Here is an 18,817-nt window from a genome sequence, read left to right on the forward strand (position 1 = left end):
GTTTACATGAGTTACTTTGAAGCCTTTATTTTGGCTCTGATTCAGGGTCTGACAGAGTTTTTGCCAATTTCCAGCTCTGCCCATTTGATCCTGCCTTCTGCCATTCTTGGTTGGGAAGACCAAGGTCTGGCATTTGATGTTGCTGTTCACGTTGGTACGTTAATGGCCGTTGTGATTTACTTCCGACAAGAAGTCATCACGCTATTCCAAGCGCTATTTGCTTCTATCTTTAAGGGTGATCGCAGTAAAGAAGCCAAATTAGCATGGATGATCGTGCTGGCTACGATTCCTGCATGTGTATTTGGTTTGTTGATGAAAGATATCATTGAGATCTATTTGCGCAGTGCCTATGTAATTGCAACGACGACCATCATTTTTGGTCTGCTACTTTGGTGGGTAGACAAGAATGCAAAACTGGTTGCCGATGAATACCAAACGGGTTGGAAGAAAGCGCTATTTATTGGTATCGCTCAGGCGCTTGCTATGATCCCTGGCACTTCTCGTTCTGGTGCCACGATTACTGCGGCTTTGTACCTTGGCTTTACTCGTGAAGCAGCGGCGCGTTTCTCGTTTCTGATGTCGATTCCAATCATCACCTTGGCTGGTGGTTACCTAGGCTTGAAACTGGTAACAAGTGGCGAGCCTGTACACGTTGGCTTCCTGCTAACCGGTATTGTGACTTCCTTTATCAGTGCGTACATTTGTATCCACTTCTTCCTGAAGATGATTTCACGTATGGGTATGACGCCATTTGTGATTTACCGTCTGATTCTAGGTTTCGGTTTATTCGCCTTCTTGCTAACGGCTTAAGTTGAGCAGCTAAAACTGAAATAAAAACGCCCGCTTTTAATTGCGGGCGTTTTTGTCTGTCTACCTGCTTTGTCGGGCTTATTTGCCTAATGCAATTCTAACCGCTTCTACACGGCGCTTCTCTTGTTCATCACGAATAGCAGGTCCTTGAAAACCGTCTTTAATAATGGCTTGCACATCGACTGATGCCGCCGCTTTATAGGCTTGCATAAACAATTCTGCTTGCGGGTAGGGTTGCAGTTCTAATCCTTTACGACCTGCGTGATCGGCTTGGCAGCAAATTAAGATATCTTGCAAGCGTTCGGATTTACGCCAAACATCAAACTTATTGAGAATTTTGATGACGGTTTGAGGTTTAAGCTCAGCCGCTCGATGAATATTGGAGTGCTGCTCGCACACCATTAATGCTAAGTCGCGGAACTCATTAGGTACGCGTACACGATCGCACAGCTTTTTGATTAGCTTCAAACCGGTATGGCAATGCATCTTATGGCTCGGCCATTCCTTTTCAGGCGTTATGCCTTTACCTAAATCATGCACTTGTGCAGCAAATCGAACTGGCAGTGAATCACTGAGTTTTGCTGCTTGCTCAGCCACCATTAAGGTGTGGATACCAGTATCAATCTCCGGGTGCCACTTCTCTGGTTGAGGGACCCCAAACAATGCATCAATTTCAGGCAAGACAACCGCTAATGCACCGCAATCTCTAAGCACTGATAAGAATAGGTCAGGTCGAGCAGTGGACAATGATTTGTGCCATTCTTGCCAAACGCGTTCTGGTGTCAGCGTGCTCAGTTCTCCTGATTCTGCCATATTGCGCATCAGCAGCATGGTTTCTTCTGCGACACTAAAGCCTAAGTGGGCTAACTTTGCAGCAAAGCGTGCGACACGCAAAACACGCAGTGGATCTTCGATAAAGGCATTCGAAACATGGCGCAGCACTTTAGCTTGCAGGTCTTGCTGGCCACCATGGGGGTCGTACAACTTGCCGTCATTATCCATTGCCATCGCATTGATAGTGAGGTCACGACGGATCAGATCGTCTTCTAATGTGACACTTTGATCGAAAAAGCAATCAAAGCCAGTGTAGCCTGCGCCAGATTTTCTTTCGGTTCGTGCAAGGGCATGTTCTTCTTTGCTCTTAGGGTGTAAGAACACAGGAAAATCTTTTCCAACCGCAGTATAGCCTTGGCTAAGCATGATTTCCGGCGTTGCTCCAACTACAACCCAGTCTTTGTCGTAGCTATCTATTCCAAGCAAATGATCTCGAACTGCTCCACCAACTAAATAAACTTGCACGGATTACCTCTTAATTTATCGATCTGACGTTGGACATTGTAGCAAGCAATGGTACTTTTCTTTACTTCTAAAAGAACTTAGCGCTTTGTTTAAGTCTAATAAGGAAATACCCGATTTGATTGAGGGTGGGTTTTAGCTGGAGATCCTAATGTATAAGGACTTTTTCGGGTTTGTTGAACTGCCATTTTCCATAGTTCCAAACTCGCGTTATCTGTATCTGAGTCAACGTCATAAAGAGGCGATTACGCATCTGCAGGCGGGGTTAGGCGATGGTGGTGGTTTTGCCATGCTAACCGGTGAAGTAGGGACAGGTAAAACCACGGTTGCTAAAGCCATGCTGGCAAACTTGGATGAGAATACGAAAGCGGGCTTGATCCTTAATCCGACCTTCTCAAGCCGCGATTTACTTGAAGCTATTTGTGACGAGTTCAAAGTCACCTACCCCGAAGAAGCGAGCCTCAAGCAGCTTAACCAAGCGATTCATGATTACTTATTGCGCAATCATAAAATGGGCTGGACGACCTTATTGGTGATTGATGAGGCTCAGCACTTAGCCGCTGATGTGCTTGAACAGCTTCGCTTATTAACCAACTTAGAAACGGATACCAGAAAGCTCCTCAAAGTGCTGTTAGTTGGTCAGCCAGAGCTGCAACGCTTGCTGCAAACCACTCAATTGCGTCAACTTGCTCAACGGATTACTGGTCGATATCACCTACTACCACTCGATGAGAAAGAGACTGCGGACTATATTACTTTCCGCCTGCATACTGCTGGTGGTGATAAACAGTTGTTTGACCGTAGCTCGACCAAATTGATTGCTAAGTACAGTCACGGCATCCCACGCTTGATTAACCTGATTTGTGATAAGTCGTTAAACCTGAGTTACCACAAAGGTAATGTTGTGGTTGATAAGCAAACAGTACATCAGGCTTGTGAAGAGGTGATGCAGTTCCAAGCCGAAATTTACCAGCAAGACCAGCCTGTCCGTCGTAGCTTTGAATGGCCTACTTGGGGCTCTGCTGCGATTGGCGTGTTTGCCGCGGTAGGTATTGGTTGGGCAGTGATGCAGAAAATGCCATCTCAAGTTAGTACCAGTATCCAATCTAATCCCATTCAAGTTGCTCAGACGACATCGCAACCTGTAATCGCAGAGATGAACGAGCAACTCACCAGTGAACAACGCAATATGCTCTTAGAGCAGACGCAATCGAACTTGGCAGTTAATGAACTGTACAAGCTGTGGGGCTATCGTGCCTCTGTTCGTGACAACTTGTGTTTGTCTGAACCGCAATCAACCATGCGTTGTGAGCGTAAAATGGCAACGTGGCCGTTGTTAGTGCAACAAAATCGCCCTGTCATCTTAGAGCTGAATTACCAAGGACAAGTGGGTTACGTCCTGTTGTACGCGATTGGAAATGACAAGGTGGAAGTTCTTAATGGTAGCCAACGTTTGCGATTGCCTGTTTCATGGCTTAAACCATTGTGGCAGGGCAATATTATTGAATTGTGGCAAGCTCCTCTGAGAGAGACCCTACGTTTAGATATGGAAGGTCCAGCAATTGAAGTATTGGATACCCTTCTCGCTCAAGCGGTGAATGAACAGCCATTAGGCACGGACATCTTTGATGCTGCATTAAAAGAGCGAGTGGAATTGTTCCAGCGTTGGCAGGGCATTGGCGTTGATGGTATTGCTGGCCAAAGAACTTTAGAGCGCTTACAGCAGAGCGTGCAAACTGATGCTCCTGCCTTGAAACAGATTAAAGAGGAGGGCGCATAATGTCAGTCATGAAGCATGTGGGGCTCTTTTTATTGCCGGTAAGTATTACGGCAGTCGGTGCTGCTTGGTATTTGGACTTATTTGCTCAAGAGGGCATAGCTCCAGCGGCAACAGAGATACAAGCACAAGCAACCAATGCATTGGTCGAGCTTAAATCTACGACTAACTTTGAAAGCTTGAGTTATCCTGAAGAGCCCCAATTGGCGCAGCTTCAGCGTGAATGGCCAACAGCAGAGCTCTCACAGGACATTGGTACCTTTATTGGTGAAGAGTATGCGAGTAATGACGCCGTTCCTGGTGAGCAAGAGCTACTCAACGAGCCTCAGAAAACAGTAAAAACAAGCCCTACAATGCGAAGTGGTGATGACCTTGGTTTATCTTTAGATGATCTTGATTTGTCCTCATTGTCGCCTGACCTTGCTTTGAAAGTAGAGAACGCGCTTGCGAACGATGACCAGCCATCGACAAACGATAGCTCGTCTGTTGACGATTTAGAGCGAGAAGCTCAACAATGGCATGGTCGTTTGCCTGCTCTTAACTTACAAACTCACATGTACTCAAGTGATGTAAAGCGACGTTGGGTGAAAATTAACAATGTTGAGTACCACCAAGGCGATGTTGTCGATGGGCAAGTGACCTTAAAAGAGATCCAACCTCAAGCGGTCATTGTCGAATTCCAAGGCGAGCAGATCCGTATCCCTGCTTTGTATGAATGGAAAGGCTAGAGGCATCCTATCGTTTCTTTCTCTGTGTCATTCAGGACTAAACAGACAAAACAAAAAAGCCAGTCGAGTTCGACTGGCTTTTCTTTTACCGATTCAGAGTAAGGTGATTACGCCCAACCTGCTGGTGATTTCTTTCTACGTGGGATGATATGAGGAAGAATCAAACCAAACAGTAGACCTAGACCTGCAACACCACCACCGTAAGTAAAGTACTTCAGTAACATGTCGTCTTTTTGTGTGTCTAGTTTGGCGCGAAGTTCGCGGTTCTCTGTTTCAACAGAAGTAAGCTGGTCGCTGATTTCAGAGTATTTCTTCTCTAGATCAGAAATTTGTTGGTTGCGTGTTTCTAGTGACGTTACTAGACCCGCTTTTTCTGTGTCTGAGTTCTGGCGTGCGTTTGCCAGTTGCTCTTTCACTTCTTTCAGTTCTTTCTCAACGCGAGGAAGGCGGATTGCCATGCTCTCTTGGTTAGTTACAAACTTGCTTTGAACCCAGCCAGTACGACCGCGCGCATCACGGATTTGGGTGTAACCCGTGTCTTTGTTTGTTTGAAGAAGTTGTACTTTAGAGCCTGCGTTAACACTACCCATGATACGGTAAGTGTTGTTTGGACCAGAGTGCATGAAAGTGAATAGGTCATCAGAAATATAACGGTCTGCCGCTAGTGCCGCTGGCGCTGCTAGCAAAGTAAACAAAACCGTGATGATTAGTTTTTTCACAGTAAATCCCTTAACGATTTTCTTGGATACAGCTTTGGCACCGAATTATTGGAGCCGGAAATAGACGAATATTATGCAGTTTCAAACTTGGGTGCAACAAAGAAGGGAGGCAAAGCCTCCCTTTCTGTGCGTTTGAGTCAATAATGACAAAGCGTTTACATTGTATTGACCCAGCGCTTCGCGCTAAAGCAGTGTTACGAGAACATCGCTTGGATGCCGTAGAAGAATACGACTGCTAGTAGTGCACCTGCAGGTAGTGTAACGATCCAAGATGCAACGATGTTACGAACTACGCCTAAGTTAAGGGCTGCAATACCACGAGCGAAACCTACACCTAGAACCGCACCAACCAGTGTTTGCGTTGTAGAGATAGGTAGACCTGTACCTGACGCTAGAACTACTGTACATGCTGTTGCTAGCTGAGCAGCAAAGCCACGGCTTGGTGTTAGTTCAGTGATACCAGTACCAACTGTTGCCATTACTTTGTGACCTAGTGTTGCTAGACCAACAACGATACCAAAACCACCTAGAGGAAGAATCCACCATGCGATTGAGCTCTTCGTTGTGATTTCACCCATGTGCTCAACAGTTGATACAACTGCAGACAGTGGACCGATCGCGTTAGCTACGTCGTTTGAACCGTGAGCGAATGCCATAGCACACGCTGTGATAACCATTAGTACGCTGAAGATACCTTCTACGCCAGCAAAGCTGCGGTCTTCTTCACGGTTAGCAAATTTCTTCTGAATGTAGAAGTAACCGCCAGCCATTACTGCTGCAGATACGACTGCTGCCCACATCCATGCTTCACCGTTGCTAAGGTGCAGACCTACGTGTTTCAGACCTTTCTTGATAGTTACAAGTGCAATCACCATCGTCGTGATGAACATGTAAACTGGAACGAAACGTTTTGCGTTGAATAGTGGGTTCTCAGTATCAAAGATCAGACGCTGTGCGCTGACAAAAATGACGTAAGCAAAGAAGCCTGAGATAACCGGAGTAATAATCCAGCTACCGACAATCCCTTGTACACTGCTCCAATCAACTGCTTCAGTACCTACAGACACACACGCAAAACCGATGATTGCACCGATGATAGAGTGAGTAGTCGATACTGGCCAGCCCATGTAAGAAGCAAGTAGAAGCCAAGTACCAGCTGCAAGAAGCGCTGACATCATGCCGTAGACAAGAATATCAGGTTGGCTAGCAAATAGAGATGTTTCGATAACACCTTTACGGATAGTGTCGGTTACTTCACCGCCTGCAAGGTATGCACCCGCAAATTCAAAGATCATCGCAATGATGATTGCTTGTTTTACGGTTAGCGCTTTTGAGCCAACAGATGTACCCATAGCATTAGCAACGTCGTTCGCGCCAATACCAATCGCCATCATGAAACCAAAAATCGCTGCAACAATAATCAGGACAGTGCCGTAGTTCGCAAGGATATCCATCGTAATACCTAGTTGTTTTATAACAAGCGGAGCAAAATTTTGCGCGCGTCAGCCCATAAGACGGTGAATTTTGTCATCGTCTATCTGACACGCGTGAATAATGCTCTTCGTTATGTCGTTAACTTATGTTTTAAGATCGAGATAGCATGACTTCCAAACGAGCACCTACGCGCTGCGCTTGGTCGGCAATACCACCTACCCATTCAAGAATCTTGTACAAGAACATGACATCGATAGGGTTCATGTCAGATTCAATCACCATCAGTTGTTGGCGAAGTTCAATCTGCATTGCATCGGTATCATCTTCAATCACGTCCAATTGATGAATCATTTCAGCAACGAGCGTTACTTCACGGCCTTTGAAGCCGGTCTCTAGAAGTTCATCAAGTTCGTTAATTACTTTTTGCGCCTGATCAGCCGCATCAAGACAACGTTGAACGTATGCGAGGAAGTTTGGTTGGAGAGCCTCAGGAATGACAAGTTGACGACCATATACACGGCCAGCAATGTCTTTTGCCAGGTTAGCAAGTTTGTCTTGTTGAGTTAGAAGCTCAAGCATGTCAGTACGATCGACTGGCATAAACAAACCGCGAGGCAGTTTTAGACGGATTTCACGTTTTAGCACGTCCGCCTCTTTCTCTAGGTGAGAAATTTGAGCACGGATTTCAGCTGCTTTTTCCCAGTCACCCTTTGAAGATACTTCAAAGAACTTAACCAGGTGTGAACAACATTCGTTGACACACACAACGTGGCGCTGCAAAGGCTTAATTGGGGACTTTGCAAATAACCCCATAATTGTATTTACTGGCATGGTCATTCAACCTAATAACTATAACCTTAAAAAAACATACACCATTTCTTGGCGAAATGTTGAACGATGGCTATAAAGGCGCGCATGTTAACGCATTAAATCGCTCATTAAAACTGTTTTAGATCATCATTCGGGTGATATTTCTTTCTTGCCGTGTGAGAAATTAGGCAATATCCTGTTTCTATCTGCTTTGAAAGGTATAGCTATGGAAACCGAGATAGAACTGAAGTTTTTTGTTTCTCCTGAATTTTCAGAGACTTTAAGAGCTAAAATTTCCGAAACAAAAGTACTTCAGCACAGTAGTCGTGATTTGGGTAACACCTACTTTGATACCGCTGATAAATGGTTAAGAAAGCACGACATTGGTTTAAGAATTCGCCGTTTTGATGATGTTTTTGTCCAGACTGTAAAAACAGCAGGACGCGTTGTTGCAGGCCTTCATCAAAGACCAGAATACAATGCTGAGCACACCAGTAATGAGCCGGACCTCACGCTTCATCCTTCTGATATCTGGCCTTCTGGCAAAGATGTCGCTACGCTACAAGCGGAACTGACGCCGCTCTTTTCTACCAACTTTACTCGTGAACAATGGTTGATTGGGATGCCTGATGGTAGCCAAATCGAAGTTGCATTCGACCAAGGAGCTGTGATTGCTCAAGGTACGGATGGAGAAGAGAAGCAAGATCCTATCTGTGAAGTTGAATTAGAGCTGAAATCGGGTCAGACAGACGCTTTGTTTACCCTTGCTCGCAGTTTGTGTGAGGCAGGTGGTATGCGCCTTGGTAACCTGAGTAAAGCTGCGAAAGGCTATCGCTTAGCCAGTGGTTACGCTGGTGATGAAGTCAAACCACTAGCATTAGTGGACAGCACGAAAAACGACACAGTCGAGTATTGCCTGATTAATTCGCTAGAGCATGCGCTATCGCACTGGCATTACCATGAGCAAATCTACACTGAGCGTGATTGCGTTGAAGCATTACGTGAAATCGTTAATGCGATTCGCTTTATCCGCCAGACATTTACTATCTTTGGCAGCATGGTGCCGCGTCGAGCAAGTGCAATTCTTCGCCAAGAAATGAAATGGCTAGAAGAAGAGCTTGAATGGTTAGATGAACACGCTCACTTAGAAGAGCTGCTAGATGATAAAGGCAACGTGCTGCGCAAACTTGATGCGCGTAAGTTCCTTGTTTCTGAGTTGACACAACAACTGGGCGAGTTGCCAAGCCGCGAAGCGGTGTTAGAGCTATTAAGCTCTGCACGTTACACCGGTTTGTTATTGGATTTGAGCCGTTGGATTCTGACGCGTGGTTGGCAGCCATTTTTGGATGATAAAGCGCGCGAAAAGATGTCGAGCAACATTCAACCTTTCTCAGTGAAGCAGTTGGATCGCACTTGGGCTGAGCTGATGGAAGCTTTCCCCGCAGAGCGAGAACTTTCGGCTCAAGAGTATGTGGATCAGCGATACCGTCTTTTACGTAACTTGTACACCGGTATTGGTTTTGCGAGCTTGTACGATGCAGAAGAGCGCAATACCTTCCGTTTACCATGGGCAGACCTAGTGCATGGTATCGACGACCTGCTTATGCTTAATCACCTTCTGCCATTAATTGGCATGTTAGAAGGGGAAGAACAAGAGCAGTTAGAGCGCTGGCTGCACCGCCAAGAACGTTCCATCCTGCATGCCATGGATCAGACTCGCGCAATCAGTGTTGAAGTCGAGCCATACTGGCAAGAATAAGAGCAAAAAATAGGACCCTCTGGTCCTATTTTTTTGTCTGTTGTTTTTGCTCTTGCAGTTCATCTTCGATGGACTGCAGTCGATTTAAGATCTGCTCCTGCCTTTCTAATACTTGCTCCAAGAGCTTCTCTTTATTCTTAGAACGATTGTCCTGTTGTCTGGTCGGTGCGGTTAGGATCGACGTGATCAAACCTGAAATCATACCGAAGATGCCGACACCACAAATGATGATCAGTACGGCAAGCAGCTTGCCTCCTGTCGTGACTGGATAGTGGTCGCCGTAGCCAACGGTCGAAATAGTGACAAATGCCCACCACAAAGCGTCTGTTCCTGTTTGAATATTGGCTTCAGGGTTTTGCCCTTCAATAAACAACATGGCGCTAGAACCAAGAGTGATGAGAACCACCATTAACAGCAGAATAGACGCTAATGTAGTTTCACGGCGGTTTTGCTTGAGCTGGAAAAGAATGAACTTTGAAGAGCGTAAGACCAGAATGACACGCAGGATGTGAAATAAGCGAGCGAAGCGCAAAGGCTCAATCATTGGGATGCTCGCCACAAAATCAATCCAGTGATGCTTGAGAAATGACCAACGATCTGTGGCTCGGATCAAATCTACGATGAGCTGCAGTAGAAAAATACTACAGATTATAAAATCCAGACCGATAAGAACTTGACGGGTTTCGTGATCAAGTGGGAAAAACAACAGGCCTGAGATCACAAATAGCGCCATAAAGGACAATATTAGTGATAGCAACCCCATCGGTTTGGTGCTGTCTTTGATATCATAGTTTTTCATACGAAGCTCGAAATAAATCGCGCAACTAGAGCCAATCGCGCGCATAACTATAAGTAATACAAAGACTATATAAGACTCGGTGGAGAACTGACAATGGAAAAGCTGGCATTTAAGCCGTGGGAAAGGGTGATATCCGACATCAAGCTCGTTCCGAAAATGGTCATGTTGATGGTATTCAGCACCATCTTGATTGTGGCAAAGCAATTGTGGGACGCAAGTACCTTCTACAACTCATTACTTGCAGCAACGCAAAATGAACAAGTTGCCCAACAGCACTATGAAGCCTACTTAACACAAGTGGCTTGGCAAACTGCATTGTTGATTGTGGTGTTTGTGGTGTTACTGCTTGCAGCAGCTCGTGTCATGCTACGACAAACACAATACTTGAACGATGCAATCAAGTTAATGGCAAGCAAAAATCTTTCTGTGCCATTTGGTATGGATTGTAAAGACGAATACGGTGACGTAGCACGTGAGCTAGAGAAAACCCGTCGTCAGTTGCATGATGTCATCCAAATGCAGATCAACGCATCTGATGAGCTTGCAACGTTGACCGAAGTGATGACATTGAGTATGTCGGAAACGAAAGAGTCGGCACAAGAAGAGTTCAACGAGATCGATCAACTTGCTACCGCAATGAGTGAGATGTCATCGACAGTTCAAACGGTTGCGGATCATGCGCAGACGGCATCTTCATTGACCGAGCAGGCATCAACGCAAGCCGTGACTGGTCAGCAGTTCTTGCAGAAAACGGTCTCTAAGATGAGTGAACTGTCTTCCGATATCGCGTCTTCGGCAAGTGCCGTTAACCAAGTAGAAGAGCGTGTTGACGCAATTGGTAGTGTCGTTGGCACCATTCAAGGTATTTCTGAGCAAACTAACTTGCTTGCACTGAATGCGGCAATTGAAGCGGCGCGAGCTGGTGAAGCTGGTCGCGGCTTTGCTGTCGTTGCAGATGAAGTTCGTAACCTTGCACAACGCACTCAGCAAGCAACCGTTGAAATCCAAGAGATGATTACTCAGCTTCAATCAAGTGCCACCTCAGCAGTGGAGTTGATGGAGAAAAGTGTTGTTGAAGCAGCAGAAGGGGTAGAGCTGGTATCAAATGCTGGTAGCGAGTTGGATGGCATTGTTGGGCAGGTGACGCAGATTAACGACATGAATTTCCAAATCGCAACGGCGTCAGGTCAACAAAGCAGCGTTGCAGAGGAAATGAGTCAAAACTTAACCAATGTTCGTGAGCTTGTTGAAGCTTCAGTTGTGGTCGTGACTGAGCTATTGGAAACCTCTGAGATGATGCAAAGCAACGCCGAAGAGCTAGATAAGAAGATTAAATCTTTCGAAGTCTAGTTTCTGTAAGCTTTGATAAAACGCCCACAAACCTTTTGTGGGCGTTTTTATTTATGTCAACTCTGGTATAAAAGAGTGTATACCTCTCAAACCACAGTGCTTTTCAAACAAGGAAGAAAAATGCAGCTGCCTTCGTCACTGATTTCTGTCGTGGATTCCGCGGTTCAAAATGCTGAGCAAGCGGGATACTTTCAACAATGGCCTACCGAGATTGCCGAACAGTTTCGTTTTGTGTCTGGTCTAAGTAAGTTCATTACCGAAGCGATTCACCGCGATGAGAAACTCGCGCAAGACTTGCCAAACATGTTGGCAGAAAGCAGTCGACAACAAGCGTATCGTGCTCGTCTAGCAGAGCTATTGGCTGGATGCCAAGATGAGATGGCTGGGCATCGTGTGTTGCGTCAGTTCCGTAACCGCGAAATGGTTTACATTGCGTGGAAAGACTTCACCCATACTTGGACGTTAGAAGAATCGCTTTGCCATTTGTCTCAACTGGCTGAAGCGATGATCTTCGAAACTTATCAATGGCAATACAAGATTTGTTGCAATGAATGGGGCACGCCAACCAATGCAGAAGGTGAAGCGCAGCCTATGCTGATCATCGGCATGGGTAAACTTGGTGGCGGCGAGCTGAACTTCTCTTCTGATATCGATCTGATTTTTACTTATCCAGAAAACGGTGAGACACAAGGCGCGCGCCGCAGCATTGCTAATGCGCAATTCTTTACCCGTTTAGGGCAGCGCATCATTAAAGCGCTCGACCAACAAACCTTTGACGGCTTCTGTTACCGTGTAGATATGCGTTTGCGTCCGTTTGGTGAGAGTGGTCCGTTGGTAATGAGCTATGCGGCACTAGAGGATTACTACCAAGAACAAGGAAGAGATTGGGAACGTTACGCGATGATCAAAGCGCGTGTGATGGGCAGTGAAATGTATCCGCAATATCAAGAGTTGCGCCAGATGCTGCGTCCGTTTGTTTTCCGCCGTTATATCGACTTTAGCGCGATTCAATCCCTGCGCCGCATGAAATCAATGATCAGCAGTGAAGTGCGCCGTCGCGGTTTGAGTAACAACATTAAACTGGGTGCTGGCGGCATTCGCGAGATTGAGTTTATCGCTCAAGTGTTCCAGTTAATTCGTGGTGGTCGTGAACCTTCTTTACGTGGTCGTGGTTTACTAGAAACTTTGAATGCCATTGGTGAGCTAGGTCAGCTGACTCAATCAGAGGTTGATAATCTTGAAGCTGCCTATAAATATCTGCGCCAGCTAGAAAACCTGTTGCAAGCCATGGCAGACAAGCAAACGCAAACCTTGCCGGATTGTGAAGATGAGCAATTGAAACTTGCTACGGCGATGCGTTTTGAATCTTGGGATACGCTCATTGCTCAAACCCAACAACACATGGCAAATGTCCACAAGGTGTTTGAAAGCTTAATCGGTGATGACGAAGAAGATGAAACAGAAGCGGTGGCTCGTCATTTCCACGAATTGTGGGACATGGCGACCAAACAAGATGTGCTTGAACACGTTCTACAAGAGGACATTAAAGCTGAAAATTCACAAGAGTTAGCAAAAACCATCATGCAGTTCAAAGCGGACTTGGCAAAGAAAACACTTGGACCGCGTGGTCGTGAAGTGCTGACTAAGTTGATGCCTAAAGTCTTTGATGCGGTATTTGCCCACCCAGATGCGCAATTCGGCTTGCCACGTGTTTTGCACTTGCTGCACAACATCTGTACTCGTACAACGTATCTTGAATTGTTGGATGAACATCCGGCAGCCTTGGTACAACTGGTTCGTTTATGTACCGCCAGTCCTATGATTTCAGAGCAGCTATCGCGTTACCCAATTCTCCTTGATGAGTTGATCGACCCTCAGCATCTTTACAACCCTATTCCATTAGACAGTTACCAAACTGAATTGCGCGACTTTCTTGCCCGTATTCCTGAAGATGATATGGAGCAGCAAATGGAAGCGCTGCGTCAGTTTAAGCAAATCTGTATCTTACGTATTGCAGCGGCAGACATTGCTGGTGTATTGCCCGTCATGAAAGTGAGTGACCACTTAACGTATTTGGCGGAAGCGATCGTTGAAGCGGTAGTGAACCAAGCGTGGCTGCAAGTGTCGGAAAAGTATGGCGAGCCAACGCATGTGAAAGATCGTGAAGGCAAAGGCTTCGCCGTGATTGGTTACGGGAAAGTCGGCGGCTGGGAACTGGGTTATAACTCAGACCTTGATATTGTGTTCATGCACGATTGCCCAGTTAACGTTTATACCGATGGTAAAAAAGAAATCGATGGTCGCCAGTTCTATCTTCGTTTAGCGCAGCGCATCATCCATATTTTCTCAACTCGTACAGCATCAGGCATTCTGTATGAAGTGGATACTCGCTTACGCCCATCTGGTGCTTCAGGCTTATTAGTCAGCCCAACAGATGCATTTGATGATTATCAACATAAAGATGCCTGGACGTGGGAGCATCAAGCTCTTGTGCGTGCTCGTATGATTTATGGTGATGAGCCTTTGGCGATCGCCTTCCATAACACTCGCCATGATGTGTTGTGTAAACCGCGTGACCAAGACACGTTAAAGAAAGAAGTGGTCGATATGCGTGAGAAAATGCGTGACCATCTTGGCGGGAAAAAGTCCGGTCGTTTTATGCTTAAGCAAGATAACGGCGGCATTACCGATATTGAATTTCTCGCTCAATACCTTGTGCTCAACTACAGTCACAGTAAGCCTAAGCTCATTCGCTGGTGCGATAATGTACGTATTTTTGAAACTCTAATCGCACAAGGTGTCATGGATGAAGATCAAGCGATGCAACTGACACGCGCATACACATCAATGCGCGATGAAATTCATCGTCGAAACTTGCTTAACTTAGATGCCGATGTGGCAGAAGAGAAATTTATTGCAGAGCGAGAGTGGGTGAAGCAAGCATGGAATCAATGGTTTGCCTAAGCAGAAGTAGTGCACAAGGTTCAGCCTAGAAAAAGGCTGTGTTAAACTCACCACGATTTAATTTTTGGAGACCAATAATGAAACCAATTCTACCTGATTACAACAGCGCTGGTGTGCTTATCATCGGCGATGTCATGCTAGATCGTTACTGGTATGGCCCGACTGGACGTATCTCTCCTGAAGCGCCAGTACCTGTTGTGAAAGTAGAAAATAATGAAGAGCGTCCGGGTGGTGCTGCGAACGTGGCAATGAATATTGCCTCACTTGGCGGTCACGCTCACATTGTTGGTCTAACGGGGATGGATGAGCCAGCGAAAGTTCTGACTGAAACGCTGAACTCGCTAAAAGTAAAATGCGATTTCGTCGCGCTGCCTGATTACCCAACCATCACTAAGCTACGTGTGATGAGCCGTGGTCAGCAATTGATTCGTCTGGATTTTGAAGACAAGTTTGAAAACACCGATGCTGAACCTGTGTTATCTCGTATGGAAACTGCTTTGCCAAGCGTGAAAGCTGTGATCATGTCTGATTACGCGAAAGGTTCGTTAGAGCATGTACAGGCTTACATCCAGAAAGCACGTGCCGCGAATATCCCAGTCTTCATCGACCCGAAAGGCGCAGACTTCGAACGCTACCGTGGTGCAACGCTACTGACACCAAACATGAAAGAGTTTGAAGATGTTGTTGGTAAGGTGAAGTCAGAGCAAGAGCTGGTAGAAAAAGCGCTAGCACTAGTAGAAGAGTTCGAGTTTGAAGCTCTATTGGTAACGCGCAGTGAAAATGGTATGACGCTGATCCGTCGTGGTCAGGAACCATTCCATCTACCGACTCAAGCAAAGGAAGTCTATGACGTAACTGGTGCGGGCGATACTGTGATCTCTGTATTGGCGGCTTCTGTTGCCGCAGGCAAATCATTTGAAGAAGCTTGTGCTCTAGCCAATGCAGCGGCAGGTGTTGTGGTTGGTAAATTGGGTACCTCAACGCTTTCTGAAATTGAGCTGGCAGAAGCCATTCACGGTAGCCAAGATACAGATTACGGTGTGATTTCAGAGCAAGCTCTGATTGAAGCCGTGAAGAAAGCACGAGCGAAAGGTGAGAAGGTTGTGATGACTAATGGTTGTTTCGATATCTTACACGCTGGTCACGTGTCTTACTTAAACCACGCTGCAGAACTTGGTGATCGCTTGATTGTTGCGGTAAACACGGATGATTCGGTAAAACGTCTAAAAGGTCCTGGTCGTCCAGTAAACCCAACCGATCGTCGTATGGCTGTGTTAGCTGGTTTAGGTGCTGTTGATTGGGTTGTGCCTTTCAGCGAAGACACGCCTCAACGCCTTATTTCGGAAGTACTACCAAGCTTGTTAGTGAAAGGTGGTGATTACAAGCCTGAAGAGATCGCTGGTGGTAAAGAAGTGATTGCCGCAGGCGGTGAGGTTCGCGTGCTGAACTTTGAAGATGGTTGCTCAACTAGCGAAATCATCAATGCCATCAAAGGCGGTAAAGGCTAAGCCTTCCTTGCTTTCGATTCTTAAAGAAAAGGTCGCTCTATGGGCGACCTTTTTTGATCGTAATTGTTTTTTGGAATGTAATGCTTAGCAAAATAGCTCGCAATAAAAAACGCCAGTTGAAAGCTCAACTGGCGTTTTATGCATTATACCAAAGTCATTCTCGCTGAACTAAGCGTCTCGAGGTTACTTGGGTATACATGAGACATTTATTTTGCTGGCTTAAGACCTGCATCAACATCTAGGATATCTTGCTCGCTCAATGTACCTACCGCTTGGCGTAGCTGAAGACCAGCAAGAATGTAGTTGTAACGTGCGTCTGACAAGTTCTTGTTTGCATCGTATAGACGGCGAGTTGCGTCTAATACGTCAACGATAGTACGAGTACCTACATCGAAACCGGCTTCTGTCGCTTCTAGTGCAGATTGCGCTGACACTACAGACTGTTCGTACGCTTTTAGTGCGCCGATAGAAGCGTTGATGTTGTTGTTTTGTGCACGCACTTCTTTCACAACACTACGGTATTCTTTTTCCAGCTCTTCGCTTGCTGATACATAGCCGTATTCTGCTTGTTTCACTTCAGACGTTGTACGACCACCAGTGTATAGAGGAACTGCTAAGTTAACACCGACTTTGAAACCGTCAGTCGTGTTATCTGTAACACTTTCAGATGTATCTGCGTAGTTGTAGCCACCGTCTAGCGAAAGCGTTGGCAGGTGACCAGAGCTTGCTAGTGAGATGTTATCGCGCGCGATGTCTTGTCCGATACGTGCAGATAATAGACTTAGGTTGGTTGTCTTCGCTTCTTCAATCAATGTTTCAGCAGCTTCAGAAGAGCGGCTTGCAGAGAAGCGAGCTGTATCTAGAACGTTTAGGTTCTTGTGCTCTTGACCTGTAATCTCACGTAGCGATTCGTAGCTGTTGATTAGCGAGTTTTCCGCCAATACTTCGTCTGCAAGTACAGCATCGTATTGTGCTTGCGCATCGTGTACGTCAGTGATTGCTGACAAACCAACTTCAAAACGTTGTTTAGTTTGCTCTAGTTGGCGACCAACCGCTGCTTTTTCTGCACGAACGAACACTAGGTTGTCTTGTGCACGTAGCACTTCGAAGTACGCTTGAGAAACTCGAAGGATCAAACCTTGTTGTGTTGCGGCATAGTTTGCGTCGGCACGACGAGCTGTTTTCTCTGCGGTATCAAGCGTGATCCAAGATGCACGGTTGTATAGCTCTTGTGTAAAACCAACACCTGCTGACAGTACATTTTCGTCAGTAGACGTTTTTCCGCCTGCATCTAGATCTCTGTCGCCACGAGTGATGTCGTAGCCTGCTGTCAAGTTGATCTGTGGTAGTAGGGCACTGCGGCTAGAGTTGATTGCTTCAAAAGCTTGATCACGCTGCGCTGCTACACTGAGCAATTGAGGATCATTTTGTTTTGCTAAGTCATAGATTTCAGCAAGAGAGTCTGCCCATGCAGATGTACTCATACTGCCTAGCGCTGCACTGATAAATAGTGGAAGCAGTTTTTTCATTTTCTATTCCCGCGGTCTATAGATTGGTTAATTCTCAGTAGTTTAACTCAATTTGGACGATATTTACTCGAAACTTTGCACTTTTTTACACGTAATTATCCAGTTGTGCAATAAATAAATGAGAATTGCTTAAAATAATTTATAACTATTGTACAAAAAGTTGAGCCAAGTCCTTTGAGCAAGCGAATAACAATGAGTAAACTACAAGATTCACTCAGAGAGGTGTTGAATGCAACAGTGTGACAAGCAACAGAATGACTTTACTCCCCAAGATGTGGAAATAATCTCAAAAGAAACCGTATTTAAAGGCTTCTTTAAAATGGTGAAATACCGTTTTAAGCATAGATTATTCGCCGGTGGCTGGAGTGGGATTGTCGAACGAGAAATGTTCGAACGTGGTCATGCTGCAGCCATGCTCCCGTATGACCCCGTGACTGACCAAGTCGTGATCATCGAACAGATCCGCGTTGGAGCATTAGAGCATTCGCACCCATGGCAGTTCGAAATTGTTGCTGGCATGATTGATCGAGATGAATCAGCAGAAGCTGTGATTCGTCGAGAAGCAGAAGAGGAAGCGGGCATTCAAGTAGGACGTGTTGCTTCGGTTACCTCTTATTATCCCTCTTCGGGCGGCTGCTCAGAGAAGCTTGATGTGTTCATTGGTGAAGTCGATGCATCTAAAGCGCATGGCATTCATGGTTTAGACTATGAGAATGAAGATATTCGAGTCCATGTAATGAGCCGTGAAACTGCGTATCAGTGGGTGAAAGATGGCAAATTTGAAAATGGTGCTTCAATCATTGCGCTTCAATGGTTGCAGTTAAATCATCAAGAATTGACATCACAATGGGGTAAATCCCCTATGGTGGAGAGTAAGTAATGGCGCAAGTAGCTGAAAAGCAAAGATACCATGTCGACTTAGCAGGTCTTATGAGAACTTATGAGACCAACTATGCGAAGTTGAACGCTTTGCTGCCTGCCTCTGCCGAAGTTGGTGACGTACGCTGTTATCAGGCGGCGAATATGGTTTATCAACTGACCGTGAATGAAATCACAAAATACACCACAGTTGTTGAGATATGTCAGAGTGATGAAACACCAGTGTTTCCTTTACCGACGATGTCTGTCAGGCTTTATCACGATGCGAGAGTAGCTGAAGTATGCTCAAGCGGAGAGTTTTCTCGCATTAAAGCTAAATATGATTATCCCAACGACCAGTTGATGCAGAAAGATGAAAAGCATCAGCTTAATACGTTTCTTGGTGAATGGCTGACATTCTGTTTACGAAGTGGCATTAGTAGAACGCCGCTTGCCTTCAATTGATTGTCACGTCA

Annotated in this window: 15 protein-coding genes; 9 read left to right on the top strand and 6 right to left on the bottom strand. The window is 45.8% G+C overall.

Annotated features, from left to right (window positions below):
• Window positions 1–6: 6 nt before the first annotated feature.
• A complete protein-coding gene (locus tag AACR11_RS21920) occupies window positions 7–810 on the top strand; it encodes an undecaprenyl-diphosphate phosphatase (RefSeq protein ID WP_009697588.1) in 804 nt (267 codons plus the stop codon).
• A gap of 78 nt (window positions 811–888) precedes the next feature.
• On the opposite strand, the gene AACR11_RS21925 is transcribed toward AACR11_RS21920, so the two are convergent.
• Window positions 889–2,109, bottom strand: a complete 1,221-nt coding sequence (locus AACR11_RS21925; protein ID WP_079324445.1) for a multifunctional CCA addition/repair protein — start codon at window positions 2,107–2,109, stop codon at window positions 889–891.
• A 148-nt stretch (window positions 2,110–2,257) separates the two neighbouring features.
• On the opposite strand from AACR11_RS21925, the gene AACR11_RS21930 reads away from it, so the two are divergent.
• Window positions 2,258–3,886: an ExeA family protein gene (locus tag AACR11_RS21930; protein WP_009697590.1), complete on the top strand. Its 1,629-nt coding sequence runs from the start codon at window positions 2,258–2,260 to the stop codon at window positions 3,884–3,886.
• Window positions 3,886–4,611 carry a general secretion pathway protein GspB gene (locus AACR11_RS21935; RefSeq protein ID WP_009697591.1) on the top strand — a complete coding sequence of 242 codons (726 nt, stop codon included), beginning with the start codon at window positions 3,886–3,888 and terminating at the stop codon, window positions 4,609–4,611. The genes AACR11_RS21930 and AACR11_RS21935 overlap by 1 nt, the downstream gene beginning before the upstream one ends.
• A gap of 107 nt (window positions 4,612–4,718) precedes the next feature.
• On the opposite strand, the gene AACR11_RS21940 is transcribed toward AACR11_RS21935, so the two are convergent.
• From AACR11_RS21940 to AACR11_RS21950, 3 genes are all read right to left on the bottom strand, one after another.
• Complete coding sequence (locus AACR11_RS21940) at window positions 4,719–5,330, bottom strand: TIGR04211 family SH3 domain-containing protein (protein ID WP_005450408.1); 612 nt, start codon at window positions 5,328–5,330, stop codon at window positions 4,719–4,721.
• A gap of 194 nt (window positions 5,331–5,524) precedes the next feature.
• Window positions 5,525–6,784 carry an inorganic phosphate transporter gene (locus tag AACR11_RS21945; protein WP_005450407.1) on the bottom strand — a complete coding sequence of 420 codons (1,260 nt, stop codon included), beginning with the start codon at window positions 6,782–6,784 and terminating at the stop codon, window positions 5,525–5,527.
• Between the two features lie 130 nt (window positions 6,785–6,914).
• Window positions 6,915–7,595 (bottom strand): TIGR00153 family protein, encoded by a 681-nt coding sequence (locus AACR11_RS21950; RefSeq protein WP_005450406.1) that lies wholly within the window; start codon window positions 7,593–7,595, stop codon window positions 6,915–6,917.
• Window positions 7,596–7,800: 205 nt separating this feature from the next.
• Here AACR11_RS21950 and AACR11_RS21955 point away from each other — a divergent pair, with 205 nt between their 5' ends.
• The gene (locus AACR11_RS21955; RefSeq protein ID WP_009697592.1) at window positions 7,801–9,333 is read left to right on the top strand and encodes a CYTH and CHAD domain-containing protein; all 1,533 of its coding nucleotides are present in this window, start codon (window positions 7,801–7,803) and stop codon (window positions 9,331–9,333) included.
• Window positions 9,334–9,358: 25 nt separating this feature from the next.
• On the opposite strand, the gene AACR11_RS21960 is transcribed toward AACR11_RS21955, so the two are convergent.
• A complete protein-coding gene (locus AACR11_RS21960; protein WP_079324447.1) occupies window positions 9,359–10,177 on the bottom strand; it encodes an ion transporter in 819 nt (272 codons plus the stop codon).
• A gap of 48 nt (window positions 10,178–10,225) precedes the next feature.
• Here AACR11_RS21960 and AACR11_RS21965 point away from each other — a divergent pair, with 48 nt between their 5' ends.
• The 3 genes from AACR11_RS21965 (at window position 10,226) to hldE (ending at window position 15,954) form a co-directional block, all read left to right on the top strand.
• Complete coding sequence (locus AACR11_RS21965) at window positions 10,226–11,482, top strand: methyl-accepting chemotaxis protein (protein ID WP_005450397.1); 1,257 nt, start codon at window positions 10,226–10,228, stop codon at window positions 11,480–11,482.
• Between the two features lie 120 nt (window positions 11,483–11,602).
• A complete protein-coding gene (gene glnE, locus AACR11_RS21970; protein WP_079324449.1) occupies window positions 11,603–14,446 on the top strand; it encodes a bifunctional [glutamate--ammonia ligase]-adenylyl-L-tyrosine phosphorylase/[glutamate--ammonia-ligase] adenylyltransferase in 2,844 nt (947 codons plus the stop codon).
• 77 nt (window positions 14,447–14,523) lie between these two features.
• Entirely contained in the window at window positions 14,524–15,954 is a 1,431-nt protein-coding gene (gene hldE, locus AACR11_RS21975; protein ID WP_005450394.1) for a bifunctional D-glycero-beta-D-manno-heptose-7-phosphate kinase/D-glycero-beta-D-manno-heptose 1-phosphate adenylyltransferase HldE, read from the top strand.
• Between the two features lie 206 nt (window positions 15,955–16,160).
• Here hldE and tolC read toward each other — a convergent pair whose 3' ends face one another.
• Window positions 16,161–17,483 (bottom strand): outer membrane channel protein TolC, encoded by a 1,323-nt coding sequence (gene tolC / locus AACR11_RS21980; protein ID WP_005450392.1) that lies wholly within the window; start codon window positions 17,481–17,483, stop codon window positions 16,161–16,163.
• A 229-nt stretch (window positions 17,484–17,712) separates the two neighbouring features.
• On the opposite strand from tolC, the gene nudF reads away from it, so the two are divergent.
• Window positions 17,713–18,363: an ADP-ribose diphosphatase gene (gene nudF / locus AACR11_RS21985; protein ID WP_005450390.1), complete on the top strand. Its 651-nt coding sequence runs from the start codon at window positions 17,713–17,715 to the stop codon at window positions 18,361–18,363.
• Window positions 18,363–18,806: a DUF1249 family protein gene (locus tag AACR11_RS21990; RefSeq protein ID WP_005395930.1), complete on the top strand. Its 444-nt coding sequence runs from the start codon at window positions 18,363–18,365 to the stop codon at window positions 18,804–18,806. The genes nudF and AACR11_RS21990 overlap by 1 nt, the downstream gene beginning before the upstream one ends.
• Window positions 18,807–18,817: the final 11 nt, after the last annotated feature.

It is taken from the genome of Vibrio sp. L85, assembly GCF_963871815.1.
In the GTDB taxonomy this organism is placed as follows: domain Bacteria; phylum Pseudomonadota; class Gammaproteobacteria; order Enterobacterales; family Vibrionaceae; genus Vibrio; species Vibrio harveyi.

Bases quoted from the DNA above. Each gene is read 5' to 3' on its own strand.
- AACR11_RS21920 (WP_009697588.1), top strand. From the start codon at position 7: ATGAGTTACTTTGAAGCCTTTATTTTGGCTCTGATTCAGGGTCTGACA.
- AACR11_RS21930 (WP_009697590.1), top strand. From the start codon at position 2,258: ATGTATAAGGACTTTTTCGGGTTTGTTGAACTGCCATTTTCCATAGTT.
- AACR11_RS21935 (WP_009697591.1), top strand. From the start codon at position 3,886: ATGTCAGTCATGAAGCATGTGGGGCTCTTTTTATTGCCGGTAAGTATT.
- AACR11_RS21945 (WP_005450407.1), bottom strand. From the start codon at position 6,784: ATGGATATCCTTGCGAACTACGGCACTGTCCTGATTATTGTTGCAGCG.
- AACR11_RS21950 (WP_005450406.1), bottom strand. From the start codon at position 7,595: ATGCCAGTAAATACAATTATGGGGTTATTTGCAAAGTCCCCAATTAAG.
- AACR11_RS21955 (WP_009697592.1), top strand. From the start codon at position 7,801: ATGGAAACCGAGATAGAACTGAAGTTTTTTGTTTCTCCTGAATTTTCA.
- AACR11_RS21960 (WP_079324447.1), bottom strand. From the start codon at position 10,177: ATGCGCGCGATTGGCTCTAGTTGCGCGATTTATTTCGAGCTTCGTATG.
- AACR11_RS21965 (WP_005450397.1), top strand. From the start codon at position 10,226: ATGGAAAAGCTGGCATTTAAGCCGTGGGAAAGGGTGATATCCGACATC.
- glnE (WP_079324449.1), top strand. From the start codon at position 11,603: ATGCAGCTGCCTTCGTCACTGATTTCTGTCGTGGATTCCGCGGTTCAA.
- hldE (WP_005450394.1), top strand. From the start codon at position 14,524: ATGAAACCAATTCTACCTGATTACAACAGCGCTGGTGTGCTTATCATC.
- tolC (WP_005450392.1), bottom strand. From the start codon at position 17,483: ATGAAAAAACTGCTTCCACTATTTATCAGTGCAGCGCTAGGCAGTATG.
- nudF (WP_005450390.1), top strand. From the start codon at position 17,713: ATGCAACAGTGTGACAAGCAACAGAATGACTTTACTCCCCAAGATGTG.
- AACR11_RS21990 (WP_005395930.1), top strand. From the start codon at position 18,363: ATGGCGCAAGTAGCTGAAAAGCAAAGATACCATGTCGACTTAGCAGGT.